Genomic DNA, 23814 nt, shown 5'->3' with positions numbered 1-23814 from the left:
GCCTTGGCGCGCTCGCACAGGCGACCGCGTGTCGATCCGGTGTTTTTCTCGCCCACTCCGCCGCCCTCGCGCACCGATTTCCCGGCGATACGGCGGCGTCTGTCCCCCTCGTTGGGCACAACAACACCGAGCGAGTTACGGTGAGGCAACCCGATGACATCGCACAGTTAGGGGTGATGGACATGACCACACACTTGCGGAATTCGGTTTTCGGCGTGGCCACGGCCGCGCTGCTGTTCGGCGGAGGAACGGCGATCGCTCTCGCGGGCACCGCGGACGGCGCACCGGAACAACAGGCACCGTCGGTCGTGCACTTGGGCGAGGACTGCACCACGGGTGCCCCGGCGGCGCACACCGACGATGGTGCGAGCGCTTACTGCGCGCAGGTGCGCGGCACGCAGACCGCCATCTGGTCGAGCACCCCCGACCCGGTCCCCAACGACCCGCGCACCCCGCCGCGCCCGGCTGACGACTGCTTCGGCATCGATGACGAGACCACGGGAGTCAACGGTGAGCCGCTGTATTGCAACCCCACCGTGAACGGTCGCGATCCGGGCAATCTGCTGTGGCAGTTGGTGCCGTAGGTCGTGGCGCCTGCCGGGGTCGGGGTTATGCGTTCTCCCGGTCGAACACTTCTCGACCGCTGATGAATGTCCTTTGTACGCAACGACTGTCGGGATCGTGCAGTGCCTGCTCGAGCGTCCGGTCGAGCAGAACCAGGTCGGCGGGGGCGCCAACGGTGACGGTGCGGGCGCGTCCGTCGAGCTCGGGGTGGGCGAAGTAGGCGCTCAGCGCGGTTTCGGCGCTCACCCGCTCCTGCGCTCCGACGACCCGACCCTTCGGGGTGGTGCGGCGTGTGGCTGCGGCGATGCTCACCCAGGGGTCGAGGGCGCCGTACGGTGCGTCGCCCGAGCAATAGACCGGGACACCCGCGGCCAGGAACGCCCCGTAGCGCCAAAGGATTTCGCGGTCGCCCGGCTCGGCCCGTTCGAGGTAGTCGTCGCCGCGCAGGGCTAGCAGCGAGGGTTGCGTGACCACCACCAGTCGCAGTTCTCGCAGGATGTCGATCGCTTCGTCCGGCGCGACGGCCGCGTGCTCGATCCGGTCGCCGGGCAGCGTGCCGACCTCCGCCAAGGCCGTCAGGGTGAGAAAGAGCGACTCGCGCGTAACACTATGCACCGCGACGGTTCCCGGGGCGTCGGTGGCGGCGCGTGCCGATCGAATGGTGGCGATCAGCTCGTCGAGCGCGGGCAGTTCATGATCGCTCACCACGATCTTGCGTGGGCCGTCCAGAACTCCTGCCGAGCGCATGGCGCGATTCGCGGCACCGAGAACCGTCAATCGTTGTGGGAGTACTCCACTTTCGTGCGCCCCGAGCAGCAGTTCGGTGCTCGACTCGGTCAGTTCAGGGGTCGCGTCGGTGACACCGGTGACCCCGTAGGACGCCAGCGCTCGACCGAGTGCGCCCAGATCCGGTGCGGCCCGCGATGGAACATGCTCACCGAGCCACCGGTCGGCCCGCCACAATCGCCCGGTCGCGTAGCCGGCGGCGTCGCGTTCGGTGCCAGGGGGGCCGGTGATGTCCAGGTCGAGCGCGGTGATCGCCGCACTGTTGAGATACCAGACGCTGCCGCCACGGTGTTGGACGCGAGTCGGGATCGCACCGGTAGATCGATCGAGCGCGGCGCGATCCAGTGCGCCCGCCACCGACTCGTCGTATCCGACACCACGTATCCACGCGGTGGCACCGACTTCGGTTGCCGCCGAGGACAGCACGTCGTGCAGATGAGCGGCGGTCCGCACCTGCGGCGGACCGCACGAGACCGAATCGGCTGCGGCCGCACAGGCAAGCAGGTGACAGTGGTGCTCGTGCAAGCCGGGCAGTAGAGCGCCGTCCCCACCTGTGATGACGCGTGCGCCCTCGACAGGAAGACCGGGGCCGATGTGCGTGACGACACCGTCGGCGACACGCACATCGCAGCGGCGGCCGCGAACCCGCACCTCCTGAAACAGCGTGTCCACCACTGTGTTCCGCCCTCGCCGGTCGCCGCTACTTGATCAGCGGGTCGCGCGGCAAACCGAGGATGCGCTCCGCGATCTGGTTCCGAGCGATTTCCGAGGTCCCACCGGCGATCGTCATCCCGCGCGCCCCGAGCAGCATCTTGCCGACCAGGCCGGCGGCGCCGGATGCCAGCGCGACCTCGTCGCCGAGCAGACGCGCCGAGATCCGTGCCCGATCGCCGATGTGCTCGGCCAACAGCAACTTCGTGACATTGCCTTCCGGTCCCGGCGCACCGCCCGCGATACTGCGCGCTGCCCTGCGCAGATTCAGCAGGCGCAGTGCCTGGTCCGTGGCGAGGAAGCGCCCGACGGTTTCCGGGGTTCCTGTCACCCGGTCCTGCGCGCTCTCAGCAAGTCCGATCAGGAGTTTCGTGGCGCCCTCGTCGCCAGCGAGCCCACCGCCGATGCTGACCCGCTCGTTGCCGAGCGTGGCGCGCGCGACCGTCCAGCCCGCGTTCGGCTCGCCCACCACATCGCTGTCGGGCACGAACACGTCGGTGAAGAACACCTCGTTGAAATCCGAACCGCCCGTGATCTGTCGCAGTGGCCGCACCTCGACGCCCGCACCGTCCATATCGATCAGCACGGTCGTGATGCCACGATGCTTCGGCGCGTCCGGATCGGTGCGTACCGTCGCCAGTCCGCGACGACATTCCTTGGCACCGCTGGTCCAGACCTTCTGGCCGTTGAGCACCCATCCCCCGTCGACCCGGGTGGCGCGGGTGCGTACCGCCGCGGCGTCGGAACCGGCGTTCGGCTCCGAAAACAGTTGGCACCACACCTCCTCGCCGCGCAGCGCGGACAGCACGAACCGATCGATCTGGTCCTGGGTCCCGTGCTGGATCAGCGTGAGGATCACCCATCCGGTGATACCGAAATCGGGTCGTTCCAGGCCCGCGCGGGCGAATTCCTGCTCGATCACCAACTGCTGCACCGCATCCGCGGCGCGACCCCATGGCTTCGGCCAGTGCGGCATCACGTAGCCGGTCGCGATCAGTCGCCTGCGGCGGGCCGCGTCATCGAGGCCGACGATCTCGGCCACGTCCTGTGCGACCTGCGCGCGCAGGGTTTCCGCGTGTTCGGGGAGGTCGAGGCTGTTCGCGCGCCGCACTCCGCCTACCGCGAGGTCGAACACCGCACGCGGGCCGTCCTGGCCGCCGAACAGGGCCGCGAGTGTCGCGGCGCGACGGAGGTGGAGGTGGGCGTCGTGCTCCCAGGTGAACCCGATTCCGCCGTGCACCTGAATGTTCAGCTCGGCATTGTGGACGTATCCCGCGAGCGCGAGTGTCGAGGCCGCCGCGGCGATCAGTCGGAACTGCTCGTCGTCCTCGGTCGCGGCCCGTGCGGCGTCCCACACGGTCGCGACACCCGTCTCGGCGTGTACGAGCATGTTCGCGCAGTGATGTTTGACGGCCTGAAATGTGCCGATGGTGCGACCGAATTGTTCGCGAACCTTCGCGTACTCCACCGCTGATTCCAGCGCGTCCTGTGCGCCACCGACCGCCTCGGCCGAGACCAGCGTTCGCGCCACCGCCACGGCGAATTCCGCGGCACCGGCGATGATTTCGCTCGACTCCAGCTCGACACCGCGCAGCCGCACCCGGCCGCTGCGCCTGGTCGGGTCGAGATTGTCCGGCACCTCCACCGCCACCCCGGGGCGTGCGGGCTCCACGATCAGTACGTCGGCGCCGACCGCGAGGACCAGCACATCGGCCAGCCCCGCACCGAGAACGACATCGGTCTCCCCCTCGGCCACACCGCCGTTCACGACGGCCGAACCGCCGCGGCCGAACCCCGCGACCTCGGACCCATCGGTCAGAACGGGGAGCAACCGCGACTTCTGCTCCCGCGAACCATATTTCGCGATAACCGCGGAGGCGATCACCGTTGGCACGAAGGGCCCCGGCGCCACCGCCGCACCGAATTCCGCCGCCACGACGACGAGCTCGGGCAACCCGAACCCCGACCCGCCGAACTCCTCGGGAATGTGTAACCCCAGCCAGCCGACCCCGCCCAGCTCGCTCCAGAACGCGGGCAACTGCTCGCTCTCGGCATCGAGCAGTTCCCGTGCCCGCCCACGAGCCCCGCGCTCGGCCAGAAACGAGCGAACCACCCGCGCCAACTCCAGATGGTCCTCGGTGACCGCGATACCCATGGCACTCCTCACGCCGGAAACGACACGTCCATTCGTACACCGCATAGCAACGCTCCGAAGCGATTCGCGCCAACTGCACGACGGGCCGATGCGGCCCCGGACTCCCGCAGCTGTCACGAAGTGCGAAGTCGGGCGCGCCGGTAGGTGCCGTGCGAGATTTTCCGGCGAACTGAAATGATCGAACACCGAACGGTCGGCCCGTGACGGTGGCGGCGCGCTGACGCCACCGAACAGCACCGTTCTGTCGAAAGGTTCTGTTGATGACGCAAGTAATCAGTCGTCGGGCGCTCAATCGCGCCACTCTCGATCGGCAGTTGCTGTTGTGCCGCTGCGAGTTGTCCGTTGTCGAAGCGGTGCGACACCTGCTCGGGTTGCAAGCCCAGACCCCGCATACCTGGTACATCGGATTGTGGTCACGGCTGGCCGGATTCGTTCCCGAGCAGGCCGCCAGCCTGCTCACCGACCGCAAGCTGGTGCGAATCGCTTTGATGCGCTCCACGATTCACCTTGTCACCCCGGGCGACGCACGCGCGCTGCGTCCGCTGATCCAACCGGTTCTGGACCGTGACCTCTACCGCAACCACACACACGGCAAGCCCGTCGAAGGTATCGACATGGCGAGACTGATCGCCGACGGTATCGAGCTGCTCGCCCCGAAACCGTTGACCAACAAGCAACTCGGCACGCTACTCGGCCAACGCTGGCCCGAGCGCGCGCCCGCCTCCCTGGTCTACGCCATCCGCAACCAGGTGCCCCTGGTGCAGGTGCCACCGCGCGGTGTCTGGGGCAGCAGCGGGTCGATCGCGCACACCACGGCCGACGCGTGGCTCGGCCAAGACCACACGAGCACCGCCACGCTCGAGCAGATGATTCCGCGCTACCTGGCCGCCTTCGGCCCCGCGAGCGTGAAGGACATACAGGTGTGGTCCGGCCTCACCGGGCTGCGCGAGGTCGTGGATCGTATCCGACCTGGCTTGCTGACCTTTCAGGATCAGCACGGTCAGGAGCTTTTCGACCTTCCGGACGCTACGCGCCCGGACCCCGACACCCCAGCACCGCCGCGGTTTCTGTACGACTTCGACAACCTCTTGCGCTCGTACGCGGACCGCACCCGCGTGATCACCGACGAACACGGCAAGCAGGGATACCGCGCCCATGGCCCCATTCCGCAGATCCTGCTGGTCGACGGATTCACCGCGGGCGACTGGACGATCAACCGAAGCGCCGGATCCGCGACAATCACCATCCGCCCGTATGAACGGTCATTCAGCACAGCGGACGCGGCCGCGGTCACCGAGGAAGCCCACGCGCTGCTGACATTCACCGACCCTGATGCCGAGACCCGCGATGTCATCCTCGACCGACCCCGCGAACGAGTGTGAACAGCGCTGATACCGCCGCGCACGGATGTCCTGTGCCGCGCGGGGATGTCCAGGTGGCAGTGAACTATGTGCCGCCGAGGACAATTTCCCGCCACCGCTCGGTGTCCCGACCGGGGTCCGCGGCCGGTCCGGTCGGTTTTTCCTCGTGGGTCGCGGTGTTCACGACGAATCGTCGCGCGTGTTCGGGTTCGTGCCAGCTGCTTGCGGTAGCCACCACGTCGCGCATGGCGATGTCGATCAGCCTGCTTCCCCCGGCGCAGTGGGCCGCCAGCGCGAGGACCGCGGCGTGCAGGCCGGTGAGCGGGTCGGCGATGGCGTCGCCCACGGGGAGGGGGGTGTTGTCGGCGTCGCGGACGGTGAGGCCCGCGCTCATCGCCACATCGTCGCCGAAACCGACGCGGTGACCAGCGTCGCGCCCGTAGGCGGTGATCGATACCCAGGTGACGGGCGAGTTCACGCATCGGGTCGCGGCGTCGATGCCGAGCGCGGCAAGGGCGCGGGGGCGGGAGGATTCGATGACGATGTCCGCGCGGTCGAGGAGCGCGCGCAGCAGGTTCACCTCTTCGGGCGCCCGCGGATCGAGCAGCACGGAGTCGTGGCCGCCGTGCAGTAGCTCGTAGAACCGAGCACTACCCCGGCGCGCGCCGTCGAGGCGGCCTGCCAGTTCCACCTTGACGACCCGTGCACCGGCGAAGCCGAGTAGGCGCGCGGCGAGCGGTCCGGCCCACAGAGCCGAAAGGTCGACTACCAGAGGCTGTTTCGCTGTGCCATCAGAGGCATATGACGTCGACGTCTCGTGCACGACGGCCGGATACCCGCCACATTCCGCACGCGCCGACCATGTTCCGGCCTCGGGCACGCCACCACACGGCATGCCGAGCAGGGCAGCCCGCTCGACCACGTCGTCGGTGCTGGTTCGTGCGGCCCACTCGTCGAGTAACTTCCACGCCGAATGCGCATCGGCCGGAATCTCGGCCGACTCGGTGAGCGCGGCGACCGCGACCACGTCGTCCGGGCGGGCCAGGCTCATCGCCACCCAGGCGTCGGCCGTCGCCACGGCCCGGCAGGTGCCGCCCGCCGACCATGGCCCGTTCCGGTGTAAACCGAGCAGTGGGACGCGTTCACCGAGTAATCCGCGCCAATCCCGCGACGCGAGATCACGATCGAGGATCTGACCGCAGAGCGCGTCGAAGGCCAGTTCGGCGCCACGCGCAGCGGTCGCGGCCGCACCGGGTGGCAGCATCGCGGGTCCGTCGCGCCGACCGGTCACGGTGAGCGCACCCGATTCCGCCCAGTCCCGCACAGCGTCGCCGGGCTCGGTCGCGCTCGCCAGCCGTACTGGCAGATCCCAGCGCTCGAGCAACGTACCGGCCCACTGCCTGCTCAGTTCGTCAATCGCCATCGGTGACCTCATCGACCAGACCCCAGCGCAGCGCGGCGTGCGCATCGATCGGCTGACCGGTCAGCGCCAGCCAGGCCGTGCGCCAACGACCGATCCGCCACGGAATGCTCACCGTCCCACCGGCCCCAGGGATCAGGCCCATCGAAACCTCGGGCAGTGCGAACCGCGCGTCCGACGCGGCGACGACCCGCCCGGCGAATGACGGCATCTCCACGCCGGCCCCGATACACGCGCCGTGCACGTGCGCGGTGATTCGTTCGCGCACGCGGTGCACGAGCCAACCGGGATGGCGTTCGAGCCGAACGAGATACGCGGCGCAATAATCGGTGGCGCTGCCGAATTCATCGAGGTCCCCGCCCGCGCAGAAGGCAGGTCCCGCACCACTCAGTACGACACGCAGCCCGTCGTCGGACACCGCGATCGTCAACGCTTCGACCAGTTCCTCACGCAACGCGTGGTCCATCGCATTACGTTTGGCCGTGCGCGACAACACGATATCGAGCACGTCACCCGTGCGTTCGACCGCGACCAGCGGCGCCTCGCGCGCCTCAGGTCTCGCACGCGCGCGACCACGATGGGTGAGCCAGTCCGCGAACTCTGCGCCGGACAACAGCATCGAATACGCTGCCGCCTCCCTTGCCAACGCAGCGCGCACGTCGGACCCCTGCCCGTCTCGCAGGACGTGACCCAAGACCAGGGCGGCGTTCGGTCGAGCTGTCACCGCCGAATCCAGTTCCGTCAGCGCTCGACTCGCATCGTCGACCGCGACGAGGCGCCGATCTCCTGCCGCGCCTGCGCCCCCGCCGACGGTGAGGTCGAACGCCTCGACCAGCGGTGCGAGGTCCGACGATATGTCGCCGTCCGTAACACCGACGACCAGGCCGACAGCGGCGCGTACCGAGTCGGTTGCCGCCCTGACGACATCGCCCGAAGCGGGAGAACCGAGGTCGACCACCGTCAGCGGTCGGCGCGCGACCCCGTTCGCGTCCAAGTCGAGACTCGGCACCCCACTCGCCACTTCGCTGATCGACATCGGTCCGTGCACGTATCGAGCGTGCCACCTCCGCCCGCTCCGCGAGAGCGCAACCGCGCGATAGCTGCCGCGAACAACGGCGCGGTGGACGTGTTTTCCTCGGCGCCCGGTCATCCCAGCCGCACGCACCCCACTCGTGAAACCGACGGCGCGTGCCACCGACATCGAGCCCCGACCACGACAAAGGCCGTGTACCGACAAAGATTTCGTCAGTACACGGCCTTTCGCACCACCAGCTAGCTGGTGGCGACTAGCCCTTCTTTTCCGCGACGGGTTCGTCCGACTTCTCGACCACGTCGGTCTCGTCGACGAGCACCTCGGGACTCGGCTCCACCGGCTCGGTAACCAGCCCGAAGTCGGCGTCGTGCAACTCGCGGCCCTGCACCACCGCGCTCTCGATCAGTGCGGCGCCGTGCTCTTCGCGCAGGATCATCGGATCGGTGCGCAGGTCCTTGAACAAGGAGACGCACAGGAATCCCATCACCAGCACGAATGGCAGCGCGACCACCGTGGTCAGCGCCTGCAATCCGTTCAGCGCGCCGCCTAGATCACTCGGATCGGCGATGATCAGCATCACCGCCGCCACGGCACCCGTCGCGGCACCCCAGAAGATCACCGTCCCCTTCGAGGGTTCGATGCTGCCCTTCTCCGACAGGGTGCCCATCACAATCGAGGCCGCGTCCGCACCGGAGACGAAGAAGATCGCCACCAGGATCATCACCAGTACCGCGCTGATCGAGGCCAGCGGATAGTGGTCGAGCAAATGGAACAACGCGAAGTTCTCGTTGACGCTGCCGTCGGCCTCGGTGAGGTCGTGGGTCTCGTTCTGCTGGGAGATCGCCGCCCCACCGAAGATCACGAACCACACCAGGCTCACCACGCTCGGGACCAGCAGCACGCCGGTGACGAACTGGCGGATGGTGCGTCCACGGCTGATCCTGGCGATGAACATGCCGACGAAGGGGGTCCAGGAGATCCACCACGCCCAGTAGAAGATCGTCCACTGCGACAGCCACGTCTTCATATCGTCGCCGCCGCTGACATTCGTCCGCGAGGCCATGCCAGGCAGCTTGCCGATGTAGTCACCCAGCGAGGTCGGCAGGAAGTTCAGCATGAACAGCGTCGGCCCCGCGACGAACACGAACAGGGCGATGACCAGAGCCAACACCATGTTGATGTTCGACAGCCACTGAATGCCCTTGTCGATACCTGAGACAGCGGACAGGATGAACGCGATCGTCAGGGCCGTGATGATCACGACGAGACCGGTTTTACCGATGGCGTCGATCCAGCCGTTGAACTCGAGTCCCGCCGCGATCTGCAGCGCGCCGAGGCCGAGCGAGGCGGCGGAACCGAACAGCGTCGCGAAGATCGCCATCATGTTGATCGCCTGGCCACCGAAGCCGTCGGCGTGGCGACCGAGGATCGGCCGGAACATCGACGAGATGAGCTGCGAGCGGCCTTTACGGAAGGTGCCGTAGGCGATGGCGAGCCCGACGACCGCGTAGATCGCCCAGGGGTGCAACGTCCAGTGGAACAGCGTCGTCGCCATGGCGGTTTCCGCGGCTTCGGTGCTGCCCGCTTCGTCGGTACCCGGCGGCGGGCTCATGAAGTGCGACAGCGGTTCGGCGACACCCCAGAACATCAGACCGATGCCCATGCCCGCGCTGAACATCATCGCGATCCACGAGGTGGTGCTGAATTCCGGCTTCTCATCGTCAGCGCCGAGGGGGATCTTGCCGTATCTGCTGGCCGCGAGCCAGATGACGTATACGACGAAGAAGGTTGCGATCAGCACGAACAACCACCCGGTGTTCGTGATCACCCACGACTGCGCGTCCGACGAGGCGGAGGCCAGGCTCGTCTGGTTGATCAGGCCCCACGCGACGAAGGCGAGTGCGGCGACCGCGGTAACACCGAATACCAGCTTGTCCAGGCCGAGTTTCGTCGGCGGCGCACCGGCGACACCCTCGGCGTCCCCATCAGGTTCCTTGATTCGGTCAGTGTCTATCGACATCAGACACGAGTCCTTTCAGATCGACATGTGCGGCCGGAGTACCAACCACACAGTTGGGCAACCGTACAACGTCGAAGGATGTGACGCAGCCGGGCCACCGGTTCACCGCGGCACGCGCCTGGTCGAATGCCCAGTTCAGGGCCTTGCGAATTGATTGTCGGATCCGGCGATCTCGGCCGGGAAAAGCGGTGCACGGCACCCGGATACGGCCGGAACCGGTTGCCTTGTTCACCACCGCCACCCCTCCACGGTGCGATCGCCGGTGTTGTCCGGTCGGCGCGGCCAGCTTCGCCGGAGCCGTCCACGTCGCCCCCGGTGGTTCGAATGGCCGCCGACGCTTCGATCTTCATGATCTTTCCGAGAAACGGAAACTCCGACAGTTCGATTCACGGCTCGGTGTGACCGCCGTCCCAACAACCGTGTTAAGCCCGTCACTGGACACCGCACAAATAGTTGATCTTGAATTTCGCCGTCGAAGCGACAGGCGCTCACGAAATACCTGCACGAATCGGTGCGCACCCCAGCACTGAGAGGCAGGTCACTGCGCCTACCTGCACATCAGCCAGCACTGGGAAGACATGGGCGCTTGATGCGTCCGACGGCGAACCATACCGTTTTTCGCATCGGTGACCGAAGCTGTCCACCGAGGAAAAACCGCCTCACACCGAGGTCGCATTTCCCCCGCGGGGGCGACGGTCGGAAATTATTCCCGATCGTGAAAAGCGGGGAAACGAAAAGCGCGACACCGTCGAAACTGGAGCAATGGTTCAACCAACCCCCTGGCAATTGATCGAATCCACCAACGGGCCGGCCGAAATGGTCGAAGTCCCAGCGCGCGGCCGACGCCGTGGCCTAGATTTTCGATCGAATCGGGGATATCTGTGTTCCGCGGTGCTGGGTGTGGTCACCTTCGCGCTGTTCTTTCAGCCGTGGCTCACCGCGTCCGGGCGCAACGGCACGATCACCACCGACGCCTTCGCCACGATGGGCGGGGTGACCAACGGCGTCGACGGATGGGGCGCCGACGGATTCGGCGACCTGTACCTCAGCGGCGTGTGGGCGGTACTGGCCTCGGCGGCGATCATCACGGCGCTGTTCGCGACCATCGTCGGCCTGCGCGCCCGCAACGCGACGTTGGCCACGGTGGTGGCCTTCGCCTACGTCGCGGCCGCGGTCTGCGTCCTGATCGCGATGCTCTACTTCAACAGCAAGGTCCCCGAATTACGCCATGTACTCGCGCACGGCAATAATTTCAGCACGAAGCTCGGCTCGCTGGTCGACGGGTTCACCGGCGACGCCCAAACCGGCGGCACCCCGGGACGCAACATCGCCTCCGCCGGGTTGAGCCGGTTCGCCGTTCTCGGTGGCATCACCGCCAGCGGTGCCGCCATCATCGCGGCGGCGCAGTGGCTGACTCCGCGCGAAGAGTACGTGCGGGAGATCGTTGTCGAAAAGGCCACTGCCGCAGAGCCACAGCAGGCGCAGAGCCCCTCGGAGCCGCCGCGCGTGGTCGTTCCCGCTGCGATGCCCGTCGCGCCGCCGCAGCCCGCAACGCCTGCCCTCGCCCAGGAGCAGGGCGAATTATTGTGGGAGGAGCTGACATTCGACGACGCGCTGTTCGAAAGCGTCAACACCCCCCGGCCACGCGCCACCATCGATCGAAGGCTGCGGCCCTATCGTCGGCCGCCCAATCGCACACCTGCCTCCACCCCCTAGGCCGGACAGGGTGTCGCGGCGACAGCGGAGCACCACGCACCGCCGCGACACCCCATTCTCAATGGTGGGGAATCTCGCGGGAAGCAATGGACAATACTCGTCTCGAAATGGCAATCCACGCCGACCAATTCGGTGGAGATCGGGCGGGTGAGGGTAACGATGTCGCGGTGCAGGTGTCCGCGCCCGCGCGGACTACGGCTGCTGGCCACCGATAGGTCACGTCGATGAGCGAAACGGCCGACGATGACTGGGAACTCATACCACCCGACGGGGCGACCGAAGGGCTGGTCGCGGTGATCGGTCTGACCAGCGAGACGCTGCGCGCCTCGGCGCGACAGGTCGCCTCGGGAGACCCGGCAAGCGCACCCGACATGCTGGCCGAGTTACGCGAGCACAAGCTGCTCGACAACTCCGACAAATCTCGGATGGCGAAAAACTACACGAAGCGCACCGGCGAGATCGATGACATCAAAAAGTCCATGCACAGCAGTGACAGTGACGTCGATACGTATTCTTCCGGCACCTACGGCACCTCCAGCACGACCTACGGCGAGCTGAAGCAGGCGAAGACCGACCTCCAACCCATCCTCTCCGCGCCAGCCCCTGCGCCGGACAAGAAATACCTCACCCCGGCAGCGGAAGCACCGTTGATCAAGGCCTCGCTCGACACCGCCGACAAGGTGCACCGCCTGATGGACAAGGCGTCGGAGGACATTCGAGAAGAAGCGCGGAAAATCTCGGCTGCCACCCAAAACCAGTATCAGGGCAATGGCGCCATGCCCGCACCCTTGGCACAGGCGCAGTCGAGCCTGTCGTCCCCGTACCTCGGACCTGCCCCGACGCAGTCCTACGCGCCGTATACCGGGTCGACCACCGTCGACCAGGCCATCGATCAGGCACTGGACGCCCTCGGCATCACCGACCCGGTGGCCCGAAATTACTGGAAACTCGGGTATCGCGTGCTCATCGAGCGTGAGTCCGGCGGCGACCCCAACTCGACCAACAATTGGGACAGCAATGCCGCCGCTGGCAACTCCAGCGTCGGACTCGCCCAGGTCATTCCGACGACGTTCGCCGCCAACCACGTAGCAGGAACCTCCGACAACCCGAAGGACCCGGTGGCCAATGTCGCGGCGAGCATGCAGTACGTGATGCGGCGATACGACGTCTCGGCCGACGGGCACGACCTCCAAGCCAAGGTGCAGCAGGCCGACCCGATGCGGTCGCCGAAGGGCTACTGACCCCGCAGCGCCGAATTCCCGCACGCCACACCGGGTCCAGCCAGCGCAACGCGCCATTTCACCACTACAGTCGCCTCCGGCGGGATCTCATCGCCGTGGATGCGGGTGAAAGGGTTGTGGTGGAGAAGACGGGCAAGGCAGTGGCGCGACCGCGCGGAATCGACGACGTGCTCGAGGCCGTCCGTATGCGGCTACACCGACTGGATCCGCACGAGGCCAGCAGCGCCGCCGACAAGGGCGCGTTGCTGGTCGACATCCGTTATGCGGCACTGCGTGATCGTGACGGCACCATTCCCGGCGCCGTGGTGGTCGAACGCAACGAACTCGAATGGCGGATGGATCCGCAGTGCGAATTCCGGAGTCCCGAGATCGGCGCGACCGATTTCGACCGCAGGATCGTCGTGTTCTGCAACGAAGGCTATGCCTCGAGCTTGGCCGCACAGTCGTTGCAGGACATCGGTTTACGCAATGCCACCGACCTCGACGGCGGATTCCAGGCGTGGCGCGCGGCGGGGCTTCCCGTCGAGCCACCGACCGAATAGTTCAGCCGAGGACCACCGGAAAGTTCGCCAGATCGTTCTGCGTGAGGACGGGCAGGTTGCGAATCTCCTCGACCGGCACCGCCAACCTCAGGTCGGGGAACCGTTCGAACAGCGCGGGTAGTCCGACGCCCGCCTCCAATCTGGCCAGTGCGGCGCCGGGGCAGATGTGCGGGCCGTGCCCGAAGGACATGTGCCGGTTGGCGGTCGAGCGGGTCATGTCGTAGGCGTCGGCGTCGGCGCCGTGCACGGCGGTGTCGCGTCCGATCGCCCGGTAGGAGATCACCACACCTTCTCCCTGCTCGATCACGGTGTCACCGACGGTGATGTCCTCGGTGGCGAAGCGCATCAGCAGGTGCGACAGCGGGCTGTCCCAGCGCAACGTTTCCTCGATCGCGGTCTTCCACTCGAATTCGCCGGATCGGATCATCGCCAATTGCGCGGGGCGCGTGAGCAATGCGCGCACGGTGTTGAGGATCAGTCCGATCGTCGTCTCGTGACCGGCGGCGATGAGTGCCTTCAGATTGCCGACCACCTCTTCCTCGGTGAGCGGCTCCTCGTCGTCCTGATCGGCGAGAATCAGCGCGCTGGTGAGGTCGTCGGTCGGGTTGGCGGTCTTCTCGCGTACCAGCGCGGTGAAGTACACGTCCAACTCGTCGATCACCCGCAATCGCTCGTCCTGCGGCGTAAGCAAGGAGAAGAACGCCTTGTACGCGTCGAGCAGCATCGGATGGTCGGCGCGGTCGACGCCCATCAATTCACTCACCACCCGCATCGGCAGTGGGTAGGCGAACACCTGCTTGAGATCGACTACGGCGCCGTCGCGTCCGGCCTCGGCGAGGTCGTCGAGCAGTTCGGCGACCATCTGCGCCAGCCTGGGACGCAGCTCGTCGAGTCGTCGCGGGGTCAACGCCTGGGTGGTCTTGATGCGCAGCCGCCGGTGTTCGGCACCGTCGACGGTGAACATCGAACGCCCGGCGTCGATCATGCCGATCAGCGGCCACTGCCTGGTCACGGCGCCGGATTGCCACAACGACCACTTGCCGATGTCCTTCACCAGCCGTGCGTCGGTGAGCAGTTGTCGCGCCACCGAATGCTTGGTCACCGTCCACGCCCGCGCACCAAGCAGATCGATCCTCGTCAAGGTCTCGCCGTCAGCGAGGGTGGCGGTCTCCCCCGCGAGGTCGCCGACCATCGGGTCGATGGTCAGGACCTCGGCATGTGGGCATTCTCGAGTCATAGCTAACCTCCGACGGCGCGCACTGGTGTGAAAGTAATCGGCAGAGACGTCATGCCACGCAGAAACGACGACGGTCGACGCGAGAGGTTGCGCGGCGGGAGCGCGAGGTCCAGATCGGGCAGTCGATCCAGCAGCACCTCGATACCGGTGCGTGCGATGATCTCCGCGATCTGCTGCGCGGGGAAGGGACAGCGGTATTCGCCGTAGCTGAACGCGAAATGCGCGCTGTTGCCGCTGTGCGCGGGGTCGACGCCTTCGCCGAGGTGCTGGCGCACATGGGGGTCGGCGTTGGCCGCGGCCAGCCCGAGCAACACCATGTCACCCGCTCGAATCACCTTGCTGCCCAGGCGGGTATCGCGCGCGGCCCAGCGACCCGCGAGGATCTGCGTCGGCGTGTCCTCCCAGAGCACCTCGTTCATCGCCTGGCCGATGCTGTGGCGGCCACCGCCCAGCGCCGAGGCGAACCGGTCATCGGTCAGCATCAACCGCACCGAGTTGCCCAACCAGTCCGCGGTCGGCAAATAACCGGCCGCCATGATCGCCATCAGGTCCAGCGCGTATTCCTGATCGGTGAACGACGCGGGGTCGGCCATCATCCGCGACACCAGGTCGTCGCCGCGGTGGGCCTTCTTCTCCGCCACCAGGTTTCGCATCTGTTCGGCGAACCGCTCGTAGGCTTGTTGCGCGTCGGGGCCGCCGTCGCACAGCGTCTTCATGGTCCACGCGAATTCTGGGCCGTCCCGCTCGGCGACGCCGAGCACCGAGCCGAGCGCGAGCACCGGCAGTGGCTCGGCGAATTCCGCGACCAGTTCGGCTTCGCCCCTGCCACAGAACGCGTCGATAAGTCGGTCGGCCAATTCCTCACAGACGCGGCGTAATCCGAAGGGATCGACCGCCTCCAGCGCCGGTTCCACCATGCGCAAATGTCTGCGGTGCTCGGCACCCGCGGTGAAGTAGATCGAGGGCATCGGCCGTCCCACCATCGGCAGCAGCGGCCAGTCCTCGGGAATGTTCGGCCACTGATTCCACCGGGCGACATCACGGGGAAACAGCTCGGGATCGCTGGTGACCTGGTGCAATTCGTTGTACCCGATCACCAGCCAGGCGGGAACGCCCCCGGCGAGTTCCACGGCGAGCACCGGTCCGTGTTCCTGACGCATCTCCCGATACAACTGCTCGGGTTCGGTGTGAAAGCGCGCACCACTCAACGGGACCGGGCCGCTCTCGCGGCCTACCGGGCAGCCGAGGGCCCGATTCGGTGTGGTGTCGGGCGCGCTCACGACGCAGTCTCCGGGACGAGCAGTGGCGGCCGTGATGTGGTTTCGCTGAGATGCTCGATGAGGGCGATCAACACCTGCTTGCTGGATTCGCGTTCGCGCGCGTCGCAGTCGAGCAGCGGAACGTGCGGATCGAGGTCGAGCGCGTCCCGGATTTCCTCGGGCCGGTAACCGGCACCGAAGTTGTTGCACGCCACGATGAACGGAGTGCGCTGATGCTCCAACCGGTCGATCGCGTACCAGGAATCCTCGATCCGGCGCTGGTCGACGAGCACGATCGCGCCGAGCGCGCCGGTGAACAGTCGATCCCAGAGGAACCAGAACCGTTGCTGGCCGGGCGCGCCGAAGAGATAGAGCACGTTCTCGGTGTCGATGGTGATGCGGCCGAAATCGAAGGCGACCGTCGTGGTCGACTTGCCCGGCACGTCGCTCGCGTCGTCGACCCCGAGACTCTCATGCGTCATGGTCGCCTCGGTGTCGAGCGGTCGAATCTCGCTCACCGAACGCACCATCGTGGTTTTGCCGACTCCGAAACCACCGACGATCACGATCTTCAATCCACGGCACGCGGTGTCGCCCAGCGGCGCGTCGGCACGTTCCGGCCTGGGTGCTGGCATTGCCGAGGAACGGTTCTCGCTCGAGTGCCGACCGGGGGACGACGCGGAGGTCACCACCATCGGCCCGGCGTCGGGTGCTTCGACACCGCCGGGTGCGACCGGTTCAGAGTTTGCGGAGTCCAACGAGCACCTTCTCCAGGGTGTCGGCGTCGAGAACGGAATTCCTCGACGCTTCGGGGGTCGACGGGTCGACGGAATCGCCGCAGGGATGGCGCACCGTGATCTTGCCCGCGTGCAACAGGTCCGAGAGCAGAATGGTGGCGATGCCGACGGGAACGCGCAACTCCGCGGCGATCTCGACGACGGCGGTCGGGGCCTGACACATGCGCAGGATGCGTACGTGCTCGGACTGCATGCTCGCAGTCGGCGCGCTTTCGCTCACCACGAGGGTGACCAGGTCGAAGTTCTCCGAGTCCGGTCTCGCCCGTCCTCCCGTCAAGGTGTATAGGCGGTCCGGGTTGTCGTCTCGCCCCGGTCTGCTCATGTTCTCGGCCCGCCGCCGTGCCACGTTCTTCGCGTCGATTCCCTACCCGAACGCGGTGCCCGCGTGCCTAGTTCGTTGGTTCGCTCCATGGCACATCCCCTCCCCCTACTCTCGGCTCCGCCGCCAAATGGTGACCGAGTTGCTCGACGAGTTCGCGCATGTTGTGCCCGACCAGGCCCGCGTCGGCGGCTTCGGTGGCGACGACCGCGATGTGCGCGGCCATCCCCGCCTCGACGACGAACAGAATGCCGCCGTAGAACTCCGTCATCGACTGTCGTACTCCGCCACGGCCGTCACCGAACTCGACCGAGGCGCCGTGCGAGAGGCTCTGGATCCCCGCCGCGATCGCGGCCAATTGATCGGCGCTGTCGACACCGAGTTCCGGTGTGTGGCAGATCTTCAGCCCGTCACCGGACAGCAGCAGCGCATGCCTCGACTGCGGGGTACGGGCGAGCAACTGCTCGAGCAGCCAGCTCAGTTGCGAGGCCGCGGATGTTGTCATCGGTCGTTCTCCTCGACGTCGGAAGGTGCGGGTGCCGCGTCGGCGGAACCGTCGGTGGGGTGGGTCGAGTCTTCGCGTTGCGCCGATACCGCGCGTTGGAACGCCCCCAGCGACGACGGCGAGGTCGGTCGAACGGCGGGGGGTTCGGATTGGATTTTCGGACCGAACAACCCTTCCGGGTGAACAGCGGCCAGCGTGCTGCCTCGGCGCCGCTTGGGTAGCCCACGGCGTGGTGCGACGTCCTCGACAGCCGGGGGTGTCGGTGCCCGTTCGCCACTCGCGGGTGGTGCGGTGAGCGCGGGCATCGGCGTCGGATCGGTGCGCACGGTGAGGTCGCGCGGCACCACGACGACCACGGCGGTGCCGCCGATGGCCGAAGGCCGGTAGTTCACGGTGAGTCCGTGTTTGCGCGCGAGGTGTCCGACCACGGCGAGGCCGAGGCGAGTGCCGGTGAGCGAGGACAGGTCGGCGCGTGTGTTCGTCGCCGCACCCGAGACAGTCTGTTCGGCGCGGCGCAGCGCGGATTCGCTCATCACGAGGCCGCTGTCCTCGATCGTGAGCACCACGCCCGCGGGCGCCTCGGTGGCGTAGACGTGTACTTCGGTGGTGGGCGGCGAGAAGTTGCACGCGTTGTCGAGCAGTTCGGCCAGCGTGTGCATCACTCCTTCGGCGGCGTGCCCCGCGATGGCGATGTCAGCGACGGCGCGCAGCCGAACCCGCTGATATCCGGAGACTCGCCCCATGGCGCCGCGCAGGATGGACTCCATGCCGATCGGCTTGGCCCATCGCCGTCCCGAGCGCGCGCCGCTCAGCACGGCGATGCTGTCGGCGAGGCGGCCAGCCTGCGCGCTGCGGTGGTCCAGGTGCAGCAGGTCGGCGAGCACGCTGGGATCGGCGTGGCGGTGTTCCATGTCGCGGAGTTCCGCGAGCATGCTCGTCGTCATGGCCTGCATTCGACCGGCCGCTCCGGCGAAGGCGGCCATCGCGGCGGCCCTGCGGTTCTCACTGGTGCGCGATTCTCGCTCGTGGCCATCGGCTTGTTCGAGCGCGGCAGCCGCGTCGACTTTCGCCCGGTGGGTCACCTCGCGTAATCGGTGCGCTTCGTCGCGATAGCGCTGGGTTTCTTCCCGGTAGTGCACGGCAAGCGTGGCCACGATGCAGAGCATCACCGCGGCGATGATCGATCCGGTGGCCAGGCGCACCCGAAAATCTTCCGGTGCGCTGAGCACGGCGAGGGCCAAGACGGCGGCGGTGATGACGATGAAGCTCATCAGTATCGCGTAGGGGGCGCGCCGAACCTTGATGTCCGCTTCGGATGCTTCGTCGTCCGCTTCGGTCGGCGGGGTGGGCGGTTCCGATGCGACTGATGACACTGACAACCCCGATGACCCCGAAAACTCCGACAAATTCTGTACTTTCGCACTCACGTTCGCGACATGGGGGACGACGTTGTTCCCCTGACCCCCTCCGGCGCGGACGACGGTCGTGATTCGCCGGTCGCCAGGCAGTGCCACAATTCGCCGCCGAGCATAACCCGGGGTTTCCAGGAACGAAAGCCGAACGCCTCCAGAGCGAGTGCGCCGCAATCGGTCTCACACCCCGGCTGGGCCGTCGATGTCGACATTCGGCCGAGAAACCGCAAGCCACAGTTCATTTCGCGGACACGTCGACGTTGCACATTCGGTAGAAATACATAGTGCGACCATTGTGCGGTATATGGTCCGGCGATTACCCGCGCTCCGCGTGCGTCGATTTCCCCACGCGCCCTTCGCTCGAAATTGCACCGAATGACACGAATTGTGTCGAACTCTCGCAATATGCACGCTTCGGATAGCTCTACTCGATTTCACATGATTCACGGTGCGGCACGGCGAACGCCGTCGAAGGTGTTTGCCGATCACGACTCGACCGCGCCCACGAGTCACGGAACAGTGACCCGCCGCCGAATACACGTCACGGTTCCGACACGCGATCGAGGACCAGGAGACGCACGAAAACCGCAGATGAATGACCCTTTACCACAGTGAGGTCGCGGAATCGTGAATCGCCGAGGCGACACGCGGTATCAATTCGAACGCTGACAGTTTGCTCGCCGCACCGCCGGGTAGCCGGACACCATGTACAACGGTTCGGCAGGTCGCGACCCGTTCCCTCACCAGCGTAGCCGCCGCAGTCGGCCCGCAGCGCCGAGCGGAGCGCCCACCCCTCCGAGGGATGGGATCACGTCGCCGATCACGCCGTCGAGCTCCGCGGTGGTGGCGTGGAGCCTGGTCTTGTCGGCCGCGATCACGCGGAGAAGAGGTGCTCATGGTTGCCGAATCGATGATCGAGCTAGCTACCCGAGGTACGCCCGAACAGGTTTGGTCGCCATGGCGACAACGTCGACCCGAACTCTCCCTCTGCGGCTGGCGGCACCTGGTCGTCGTCGCCGCACATCCTGACGACGAGATTCTCGGCGCAGGGGGGCTCATCGCGCTCGCCCGCGCCCGCGGGCTCCCGGTCACCGTGGTCGCGGTGACCGACGGCGAGGCCGCCGACCACGGTCATTCCTGCACGCCCGCCGAACTCGCCGAGCTGCGCGCCGACGAGTCATGCCGTGCCGCCTCGGAATTGGATGTCGCGCCGCCGGTACGCCTGCGGATGCGCGATGGGAAGGTGGCCGCGACCGAGACGGCGACCACCGAAGCGCTGGTCGATATCCTCGCCGACCGCGCCAAGTCCGGCGCGTGGTGCGCGACGAACTGGCGCCGCGACGGACACCCCGATCACGAGGCCGTCGGCAGGGCAACGGCTGCCGCCTGCGCGGCCACCGCCACCCGACTGCTGGAGTTCCCGGTCTGGATGTGGCACTGGGCCACACCGGATCACCCGGTGTTGCGTACCAGTCGCGCGCGCACCGTCACCCTGTCGCCGACCGCGATAGCGGCGAAACGTAAGGCACTCGGCCACTTTCGCAGCCAGACCTGCCCCATGTCGGATCGACCCGCACAGCCGCCACACGAACTCGACCGATTCTCCGGGGCCACCGAGACCTTCTTCGTGTAGGAGCGACAGAGCCCACACTCCGGAGCTACCCCGCTCACTCCGGCGGTACTCCGGAGCTATCCGCGCTCACTCTCGCAGGTGCGCCGCACTCAGGGATGCCACCCATACACCAATGGGTGATGGCACCCATTGATTGTGCCGCTATTCAGCGGTACGATCAGTCATGGCTAGATCGTTGAGATTCAAATCAGCAGTGCACCAACCCAATTGACGATCACCCGTGCGCGGTCGATTCTCGGCCGCGCCCCATTCCACGTGAGGACGTTCCCGATGCATGCCCAAAACACCCCCACCGATCGTCCGGCACGGCGTACGGTCGCCCGCATCGCCGTCGCTTCCGCGATCGCGCTGACCCCCGCGGTCGTTGCGACCGCGTTCGCTGCACCGGCTTCGGCACAACAGACGCGCACTGATTTCCAGCAGACCTCGGACCTGGGAAGTGGCTCGGACTACTCCAGCTATTCCAATTACTCCGACTACTCGAATTACACCGACAACTCCAGCTACACCGACTACTCGGGCGGCTGGGGAAACAGCGGGTCGATCATCGATCCCTACGGGACGGGCCTGTTCACGATGCCGCAGCAACCCGAGTCGACTCCCGTGGAGTCCGAGCGCTCGACCCCCGCCGCTCCCCGACCGGCGTTCCCGTTTCCTGCCACGGGAAGCGCGGGCTGAATCCGCGACGCAGCCCGCTCGGTCAGCGAACGACCCCGTCCACTCCCCTGCGTTCGGGCACCTCGGCGGCGATGATCCGTAGACAGGTCTCCTTCGGCGATTCGCCGGGATGCCCCTCGCGGCGCAGGCGCAACATCGCGTGCGCCAGGTCGATGCCCAGATTGCTCGACAGTCTCACGGCATCGACGTTGGCCATGGTGCACATCCTCCTGGGAAAGCTCAAACTATGTTCGCGCACAATGCAAGGTTCGTTACGTTGTGCTCGAAATGAATCGGTCATGTTGTACCCGACCGTGGGGTAGCTGAACCCTACGCACCGATAATCACGATTCGACATACCTCCCGGCGTCCGCAGGTCAGCCGCATCCGGCTACCGCCGAGTCGCAGGAGAGAGCGAAACAGACTGGCCGCCAAAGCAATCGACGCCGCAAGCCACCTTCGCTCCACGCGCAGGTGCGCGAACACGGAGCCGAGCGTGTGTAACCAGACCGTTGTGCCGCTCGGCGTCCGACGCCGCCGACGAGTGCGCGCGGTCGCCGCACCGAGGTCGAACGACGCGCCGGTGACCAGTACTGTTTTGCCGGAGACACTGCGCCGCAACGCCTTCGGGTCCCGGAGCCTGCCGGATTGAGCAGTTGGTCCAGCACTGCGGTGGTGAACGCGCCGATCGCGTCGGGTGTTCTCATTCGTCGTCGTGTCCCGGCGTCGCCACGAGTGTCGCGGCCAGACCACTGACCACGGTGGCCGCGGTGAACCGCACGAGCACATCCCAGTCGTAGGGCGCCACCACGTGCCGGATGCTGGTGTCGTGGTCGACGAGGCCGGTCACGCTCGACCACACCAGCGTGATGCGCGGCGCCTACTCGCCCTGTCTCCCCACCACTGTCAAGCGGGCGGGTTCGTCCGCGCCTGCGCGGCGCCGGTGATATTGCGTGCCATGCCGCCGAAGATCACCGAGTGAAATGGGGCGATCGCCTTCCAATACAGGTGCCCAGCCAAGCCGTGCGGCTCGAACAGCGCGAGTTGGCGATACCTCGCTCCTGAGCCTGCGGCCTCGTGCACCGACAGTTGCAACCATGCCCGGCCCGGCACCCGCATTTCCGCACGCAGCCGCAGGGTGCGCGGACGGTCGATCGACTCGACCCGCCACCAGTCCAACGCCTCCCCCTCATGCAACCGATGCGGGTCGCGGCGTCCACGCCGCAGGCCGACACCGCCCCAGGCCCGATCGATCCACCCACGCACCGACCACGCCAAAGGGAAGGAGTACCAACCGTTTTCCCCGCCGATGGCCTCCACCACCGCCCACAATGTCGCCGGGTCGGCCCCGGTGTGCCGTTCGCGCAGATCGCGATACAGCGACCCACCCGACCACACCGGGTCCGAGGGCAAGGGGTCCGACGGCGCGCCGAACGTATCGGCGTCCGACCACCGGGTGGGAACATCCAGATCCCGCGTCTTGGCCAGCGCCAACGCCACCGCGTGCTCGTAACCGGCCAAACCGGCGTCAGGGTCGGGAATGTGATCGGCGATGCGACGGTCTCGGCACACCACATCGTTGACCAGAGACTCCATCAACGGCACCGCGATCGACTTCGGCACCGGCGTCACCAGATTCACCCACTGTGCCGAAAGCCACGGCGTGAGTACCGGAACCGGAACAATGACCCGCCGAGGCAGCTCGGCCACGCGTGCGTAGCCGCGCATCATCTCCAGATAGCTCAACACGTCGGGGCCACCGATATCGAAGGTGCCTTCCAGCTCGAGCTCCGGATTCGCCGCGGCGACAAGGTAATACACGACGTCACGAACGGCGATCGGTTGAATCTTGTTGTGTACCCACCGTGGTGTCACCATCGCGGGCAAACGCTCGGTCAGATAGCGCAACATCTCGAAGCTGGCCGAACCCGACCCGATGATCACCGCCGCGCGCAGCACGAGCACAGGGACCGGAGGCAGCGACTGCTCCGCACCACCTTCGGCGAGGATCCTGCCAACCTCCGCCCGTGAGGCGAGGTGGCGCGACAGGCGCTGCCCACTCGGCGTGATGCCCCCGAGGTACACCACCCGCGTCAACTCGGCCCTCGCCGCTTCGCGCGCCACCGAGGTCGCCGCCGTCCGATCGACCTCCTCGAAGTCGGCCCTGGTCAGCGAATGCACCAGGTAGTAGAGCACCTCCTGCCCGGCCAACGCGGCTCGAACCTGCTCGGCGGCGGTGACGTCACCGGCCACCACCTCGACCTGATCACGCCACGCAGCGTCGTCGAGCTTGCCGGGCGAGCGCGCCATCACCCGCACGGTGTGACCCGCGCGCAACAGTTCCGGGACCAACCGTCCGCCGAGGTAACCGGTCGCACCGAACACCACACATCGCACGGCAACTCCCTTGTCGTCGGATTCGTGATCTGCTGGGGCGCACCGGAAT

General features: G+C 66.8%; 21 protein-coding genes. 7 read left to right on the top strand and 14 right to left on the bottom strand.

Going from position 1 to position 23814, the window contains the following annotated elements; genetic code table 11:
• The first annotated feature begins 182 nt into the window (after positions 1-182).
• Positions 183-584, top strand: coding sequence for a hypothetical protein (locus ABEA50_RS10420; protein ID WP_345495050.1), 402 nt, complete (start codon positions 183-185; stop codon positions 582-584).
• A 25-nt stretch (positions 585-609) separates the two neighbouring features.
• On the opposite strand, the gene ABEA50_RS10415 is transcribed toward ABEA50_RS10420, so the two are convergent.
• Together ABEA50_RS10415 and ABEA50_RS10410 are read right to left on the bottom strand one after the other, a co-directional pair.
• Complete coding sequence (locus tag ABEA50_RS10415; protein ID WP_345495049.1) at positions 610-2022, bottom strand: amidohydrolase family protein; 1413 nt, start codon at positions 2020-2022, stop codon at positions 610-612.
• Positions 2023-2050: 28 nt separating this feature from the next.
• Positions 2051-4216 (bottom strand): acyl-CoA dehydrogenase, encoded by a 2166-nt coding sequence (locus ABEA50_RS10410; protein WP_345495048.1) that lies wholly within the window; start codon positions 4214-4216, stop codon positions 2051-2053.
• 260 nt (positions 4217-4476) lie between these two features.
• Here ABEA50_RS10410 and ABEA50_RS10405 point away from each other — a divergent pair, with 260 nt between their 5' ends.
• The gene (locus tag ABEA50_RS10405) at positions 4477-5598 is read left to right on the top strand and encodes a winged helix DNA-binding domain-containing protein (RefSeq protein ID WP_345495047.1); all 1122 of its coding nucleotides are present in this window, start codon (positions 4477-4479) and stop codon (positions 5596-5598) included.
• Positions 5599-5662: 64 nt separating this feature from the next.
• Here the strand turns inward: ABEA50_RS10405 and ABEA50_RS10400 are convergent, their stop codons facing one another.
• The 3 genes from ABEA50_RS10400 to ABEA50_RS10390 all read right to left on the bottom strand — a co-directional run bounded on the left by ABEA50_RS10400 (position 5663) and on the right by ABEA50_RS10390 (position 10050).
• Positions 5663-7000 carry a CoA transferase gene (locus ABEA50_RS10400; RefSeq protein WP_345495046.1) on the bottom strand — a complete coding sequence of 446 codons (1338 nt, stop codon included), beginning with the start codon at positions 6998-7000 and terminating at the stop codon, positions 5663-5665.
• Complete coding sequence (locus ABEA50_RS10395) at positions 6990-8033, bottom strand: enoyl-CoA hydratase/isomerase family protein (protein WP_345495045.1); 1044 nt, start codon at positions 8031-8033, stop codon at positions 6990-6992. Before ABEA50_RS10395 ends, ABEA50_RS10400 begins: the two co-directional genes overlap by 11 nt.
• 250 nt (positions 8034-8283) lie before the next feature.
• Positions 8284-10050, bottom strand: coding sequence for a BCCT family transporter (locus ABEA50_RS10390; protein WP_345495044.1), 1767 nt, complete (start codon positions 10048-10050; stop codon positions 8284-8286).
• Between the two features lie 900 nt (positions 10051-10950).
• On the opposite strand from ABEA50_RS10390, the gene ABEA50_RS10385 reads away from it, so the two are divergent.
• The 3 genes from ABEA50_RS10385 (at position 10951) to ABEA50_RS10375 (ending at position 13549) form a co-directional block, all read left to right on the top strand.
• Entirely contained in the window at positions 10951-11766 is an 816-nt protein-coding gene (locus ABEA50_RS10385; RefSeq protein WP_345495043.1) for a hypothetical protein, read from the top strand.
• 224 nt (positions 11767-11990) lie between these two features.
• The gene (locus ABEA50_RS10380; RefSeq protein ID WP_345495042.1) at positions 11991-13007 is read left to right on the top strand and encodes a transglycosylase SLT domain-containing protein; all 1017 of its coding nucleotides are present in this window, start codon (positions 11991-11993) and stop codon (positions 13005-13007) included.
• Between the two features lie 116 nt (positions 13008-13123).
• Entirely contained in the window at positions 13124-13549 is a 426-nt protein-coding gene (locus ABEA50_RS10375; RefSeq protein WP_345495041.1) for a rhodanese-like domain-containing protein, read from the top strand.
• A gap of 1 nt (position 13550) precedes the next feature.
• Here ABEA50_RS10375 and ABEA50_RS10370 read toward each other — a convergent pair whose 3' ends face one another.
• From ABEA50_RS10370 to ABEA50_RS10345, 6 genes are all read right to left on the bottom strand, one after another.
• Positions 13551-14786, bottom strand: a complete 1236-nt coding sequence (locus ABEA50_RS10370) for a cytochrome P450 family protein (RefSeq protein WP_345495040.1) — start codon at positions 14784-14786, stop codon at positions 13551-13553.
• A gap of 2 nt (positions 14787-14788) precedes the next feature.
• Entirely contained in the window at positions 14789-16066 is a 1278-nt protein-coding gene (locus tag ABEA50_RS10365; protein WP_345495039.1) for a cytochrome P450 family protein, read from the bottom strand.
• Entirely contained in the window at positions 16063-16680 is a 618-nt protein-coding gene (locus tag ABEA50_RS10360) for a GTP-binding protein (RefSeq protein WP_345495038.1), read from the bottom strand. The genes ABEA50_RS10365 and ABEA50_RS10360 overlap by 4 nt, the downstream gene beginning before the upstream one ends.
• A 103-nt stretch (positions 16681-16783) precedes the next feature.
• Positions 16784-17164 (bottom strand): DUF742 domain-containing protein, encoded by a 381-nt coding sequence (locus ABEA50_RS10355; RefSeq protein WP_345495037.1) that lies wholly within the window; start codon positions 17162-17164, stop codon positions 16784-16786.
• A gap of 67 nt (positions 17165-17231) precedes the next feature.
• Entirely contained in the window at positions 17232-17666 is a 435-nt protein-coding gene (locus ABEA50_RS10350) for a roadblock/LC7 domain-containing protein (protein WP_345495036.1), read from the bottom strand.
• Positions 17663-19039 (bottom strand): sensor histidine kinase, encoded by a 1377-nt coding sequence (locus ABEA50_RS10345; protein ID WP_345495035.1) that lies wholly within the window; start codon positions 19037-19039, stop codon positions 17663-17665. The genes ABEA50_RS10350 and ABEA50_RS10345 overlap by 4 nt, the downstream gene beginning before the upstream one ends.
• 934 nt (positions 19040-19973) lie before the next feature.
• On the opposite strand from ABEA50_RS10345, the gene ABEA50_RS10340 reads away from it, so the two are divergent.
• Both ABEA50_RS10340 and ABEA50_RS10335 read left to right on the top strand, forming a co-directional pair.
• Entirely contained in the window at positions 19974-20711 is a 738-nt protein-coding gene (locus ABEA50_RS10340) for a PIG-L deacetylase family protein (protein WP_345495034.1), read from the top strand.
• Between the two features lie 270 nt (positions 20712-20981).
• Positions 20982-21389 carry a hypothetical protein gene (locus ABEA50_RS10335; protein ID WP_345495033.1) on the top strand — a complete coding sequence of 136 codons (408 nt, stop codon included), beginning with the start codon at positions 20982-20984 and terminating at the stop codon, positions 21387-21389.
• A 22-nt stretch (positions 21390-21411) separates the two neighbouring features.
• On the opposite strand, the gene ABEA50_RS10330 is transcribed toward ABEA50_RS10335, so the two are convergent.
• From ABEA50_RS10330 to ABEA50_RS10320, 3 genes are all read right to left on the bottom strand, one after another.
• Positions 21412-21585 (bottom strand): hypothetical protein, encoded by a 174-nt coding sequence (locus ABEA50_RS10330; protein ID WP_345495032.1) that lies wholly within the window; start codon positions 21583-21585, stop codon positions 21412-21414.
• 486 nt (positions 21586-22071) lie between these two features.
• Positions 22072-22218 (bottom strand): hypothetical protein, encoded by a 147-nt coding sequence (locus ABEA50_RS10325; RefSeq protein ID WP_345495031.1) that lies wholly within the window; start codon positions 22216-22218, stop codon positions 22072-22074.
• A 56-nt stretch (positions 22219-22274) separates the two neighbouring features.
• Entirely contained in the window at positions 22275-23765 is a 1491-nt protein-coding gene (locus ABEA50_RS10320) for an SDR family oxidoreductase (RefSeq protein ID WP_345495030.1), read from the bottom strand.
• Between the last annotated feature and the right edge of the window lie 49 nt (positions 23766-23814).

The sequence above is a fragment of the Nocardia callitridis genome (assembly GCF_039543305.1).
In the GTDB taxonomy this organism is placed as follows: Bacteria; Actinomycetota; Actinomycetes; order Mycobacteriales; family Mycobacteriaceae; genus Nocardia; species Nocardia callitridis.
Note: the sequence above shows the minus strand (reverse complement) of the source record. Positions and strands in the feature narration are given on the sequence as shown.

What these genes read in the sequence shown, in the direction of transcription:
- ABEA50_RS10420 (WP_345495050.1), top strand. Translation starts at nt 183, where the DNA reads ATGACCACACACTTGCGGAATTCGGTTTTCGGCGTGGCCACGGCCGCG.
- ABEA50_RS10410 (WP_345495048.1), bottom strand. Translation starts at nt 4,216, where the DNA reads ATGGGTATCGCGGTCACCGAGGACCATCTGGAGTTGGCGCGGGTGGTT.
- ABEA50_RS10405 (WP_345495047.1), top strand. Translation starts at nt 4,477, where the DNA reads ATGACGCAAGTAATCAGTCGTCGGGCGCTCAATCGCGCCACTCTCGAT.
- ABEA50_RS10400 (WP_345495046.1), bottom strand. Translation starts at nt 7,000, where the DNA reads ATGGCGATTGACGAACTGAGCAGGCAGTGGGCCGGTACGTTGCTCGAG.
- ABEA50_RS10395 (WP_345495045.1), bottom strand. Translation starts at nt 8,033, where the DNA reads ATGTCGATCAGCGAAGTGGCGAGTGGGGTGCCGAGTCTCGACTTGGAC.
- ABEA50_RS10390 (WP_345495044.1), bottom strand. Translation starts at nt 10,050, where the DNA reads ATGTCGATAGACACTGACCGAATCAAGGAACCTGATGGGGACGCCGAG.
- ABEA50_RS10380 (WP_345495042.1), top strand. Translation starts at nt 11,991, where the DNA reads ATGAGCGAAACGGCCGACGATGACTGGGAACTCATACCACCCGACGGG.
- ABEA50_RS10370 (WP_345495040.1), bottom strand. Translation starts at nt 14,786, where the DNA reads ATGACTCGAGAATGCCCACATGCCGAGGTCCTGACCATCGACCCGATG.
- ABEA50_RS10360 (WP_345495038.1), bottom strand. Translation starts at nt 16,680, where the DNA reads ATGCCAGCACCCAGGCCGGAACGTGCCGACGCGCCGCTGGGCGACACC.
- ABEA50_RS10355 (WP_345495037.1), bottom strand. Translation starts at nt 17,164, where the DNA reads ATGAGCAGACCGGGGCGAGACGACAACCCGGACCGCCTATACACCTTG.
- ABEA50_RS10350 (WP_345495036.1), bottom strand. Translation starts at nt 17,666, where the DNA reads ATGACAACATCCGCGGCCTCGCAACTGAGCTGGCTGCTCGAGCAGTTG.
- ABEA50_RS10340 (WP_345495034.1), top strand. Translation starts at nt 19,974, where the DNA reads ATGGTTGCCGAATCGATGATCGAGCTAGCTACCCGAGGTACGCCCGAA.
- ABEA50_RS10335 (WP_345495033.1), top strand. Translation starts at nt 20,982, where the DNA reads ATGCATGCCCAAAACACCCCCACCGATCGTCCGGCACGGCGTACGGTC.
- ABEA50_RS10330 (WP_345495032.1), bottom strand. Translation starts at nt 21,585, where the DNA reads ATGGCCAACGTCGATGCCGTGAGACTGTCGAGCAATCTGGGCATCGAC.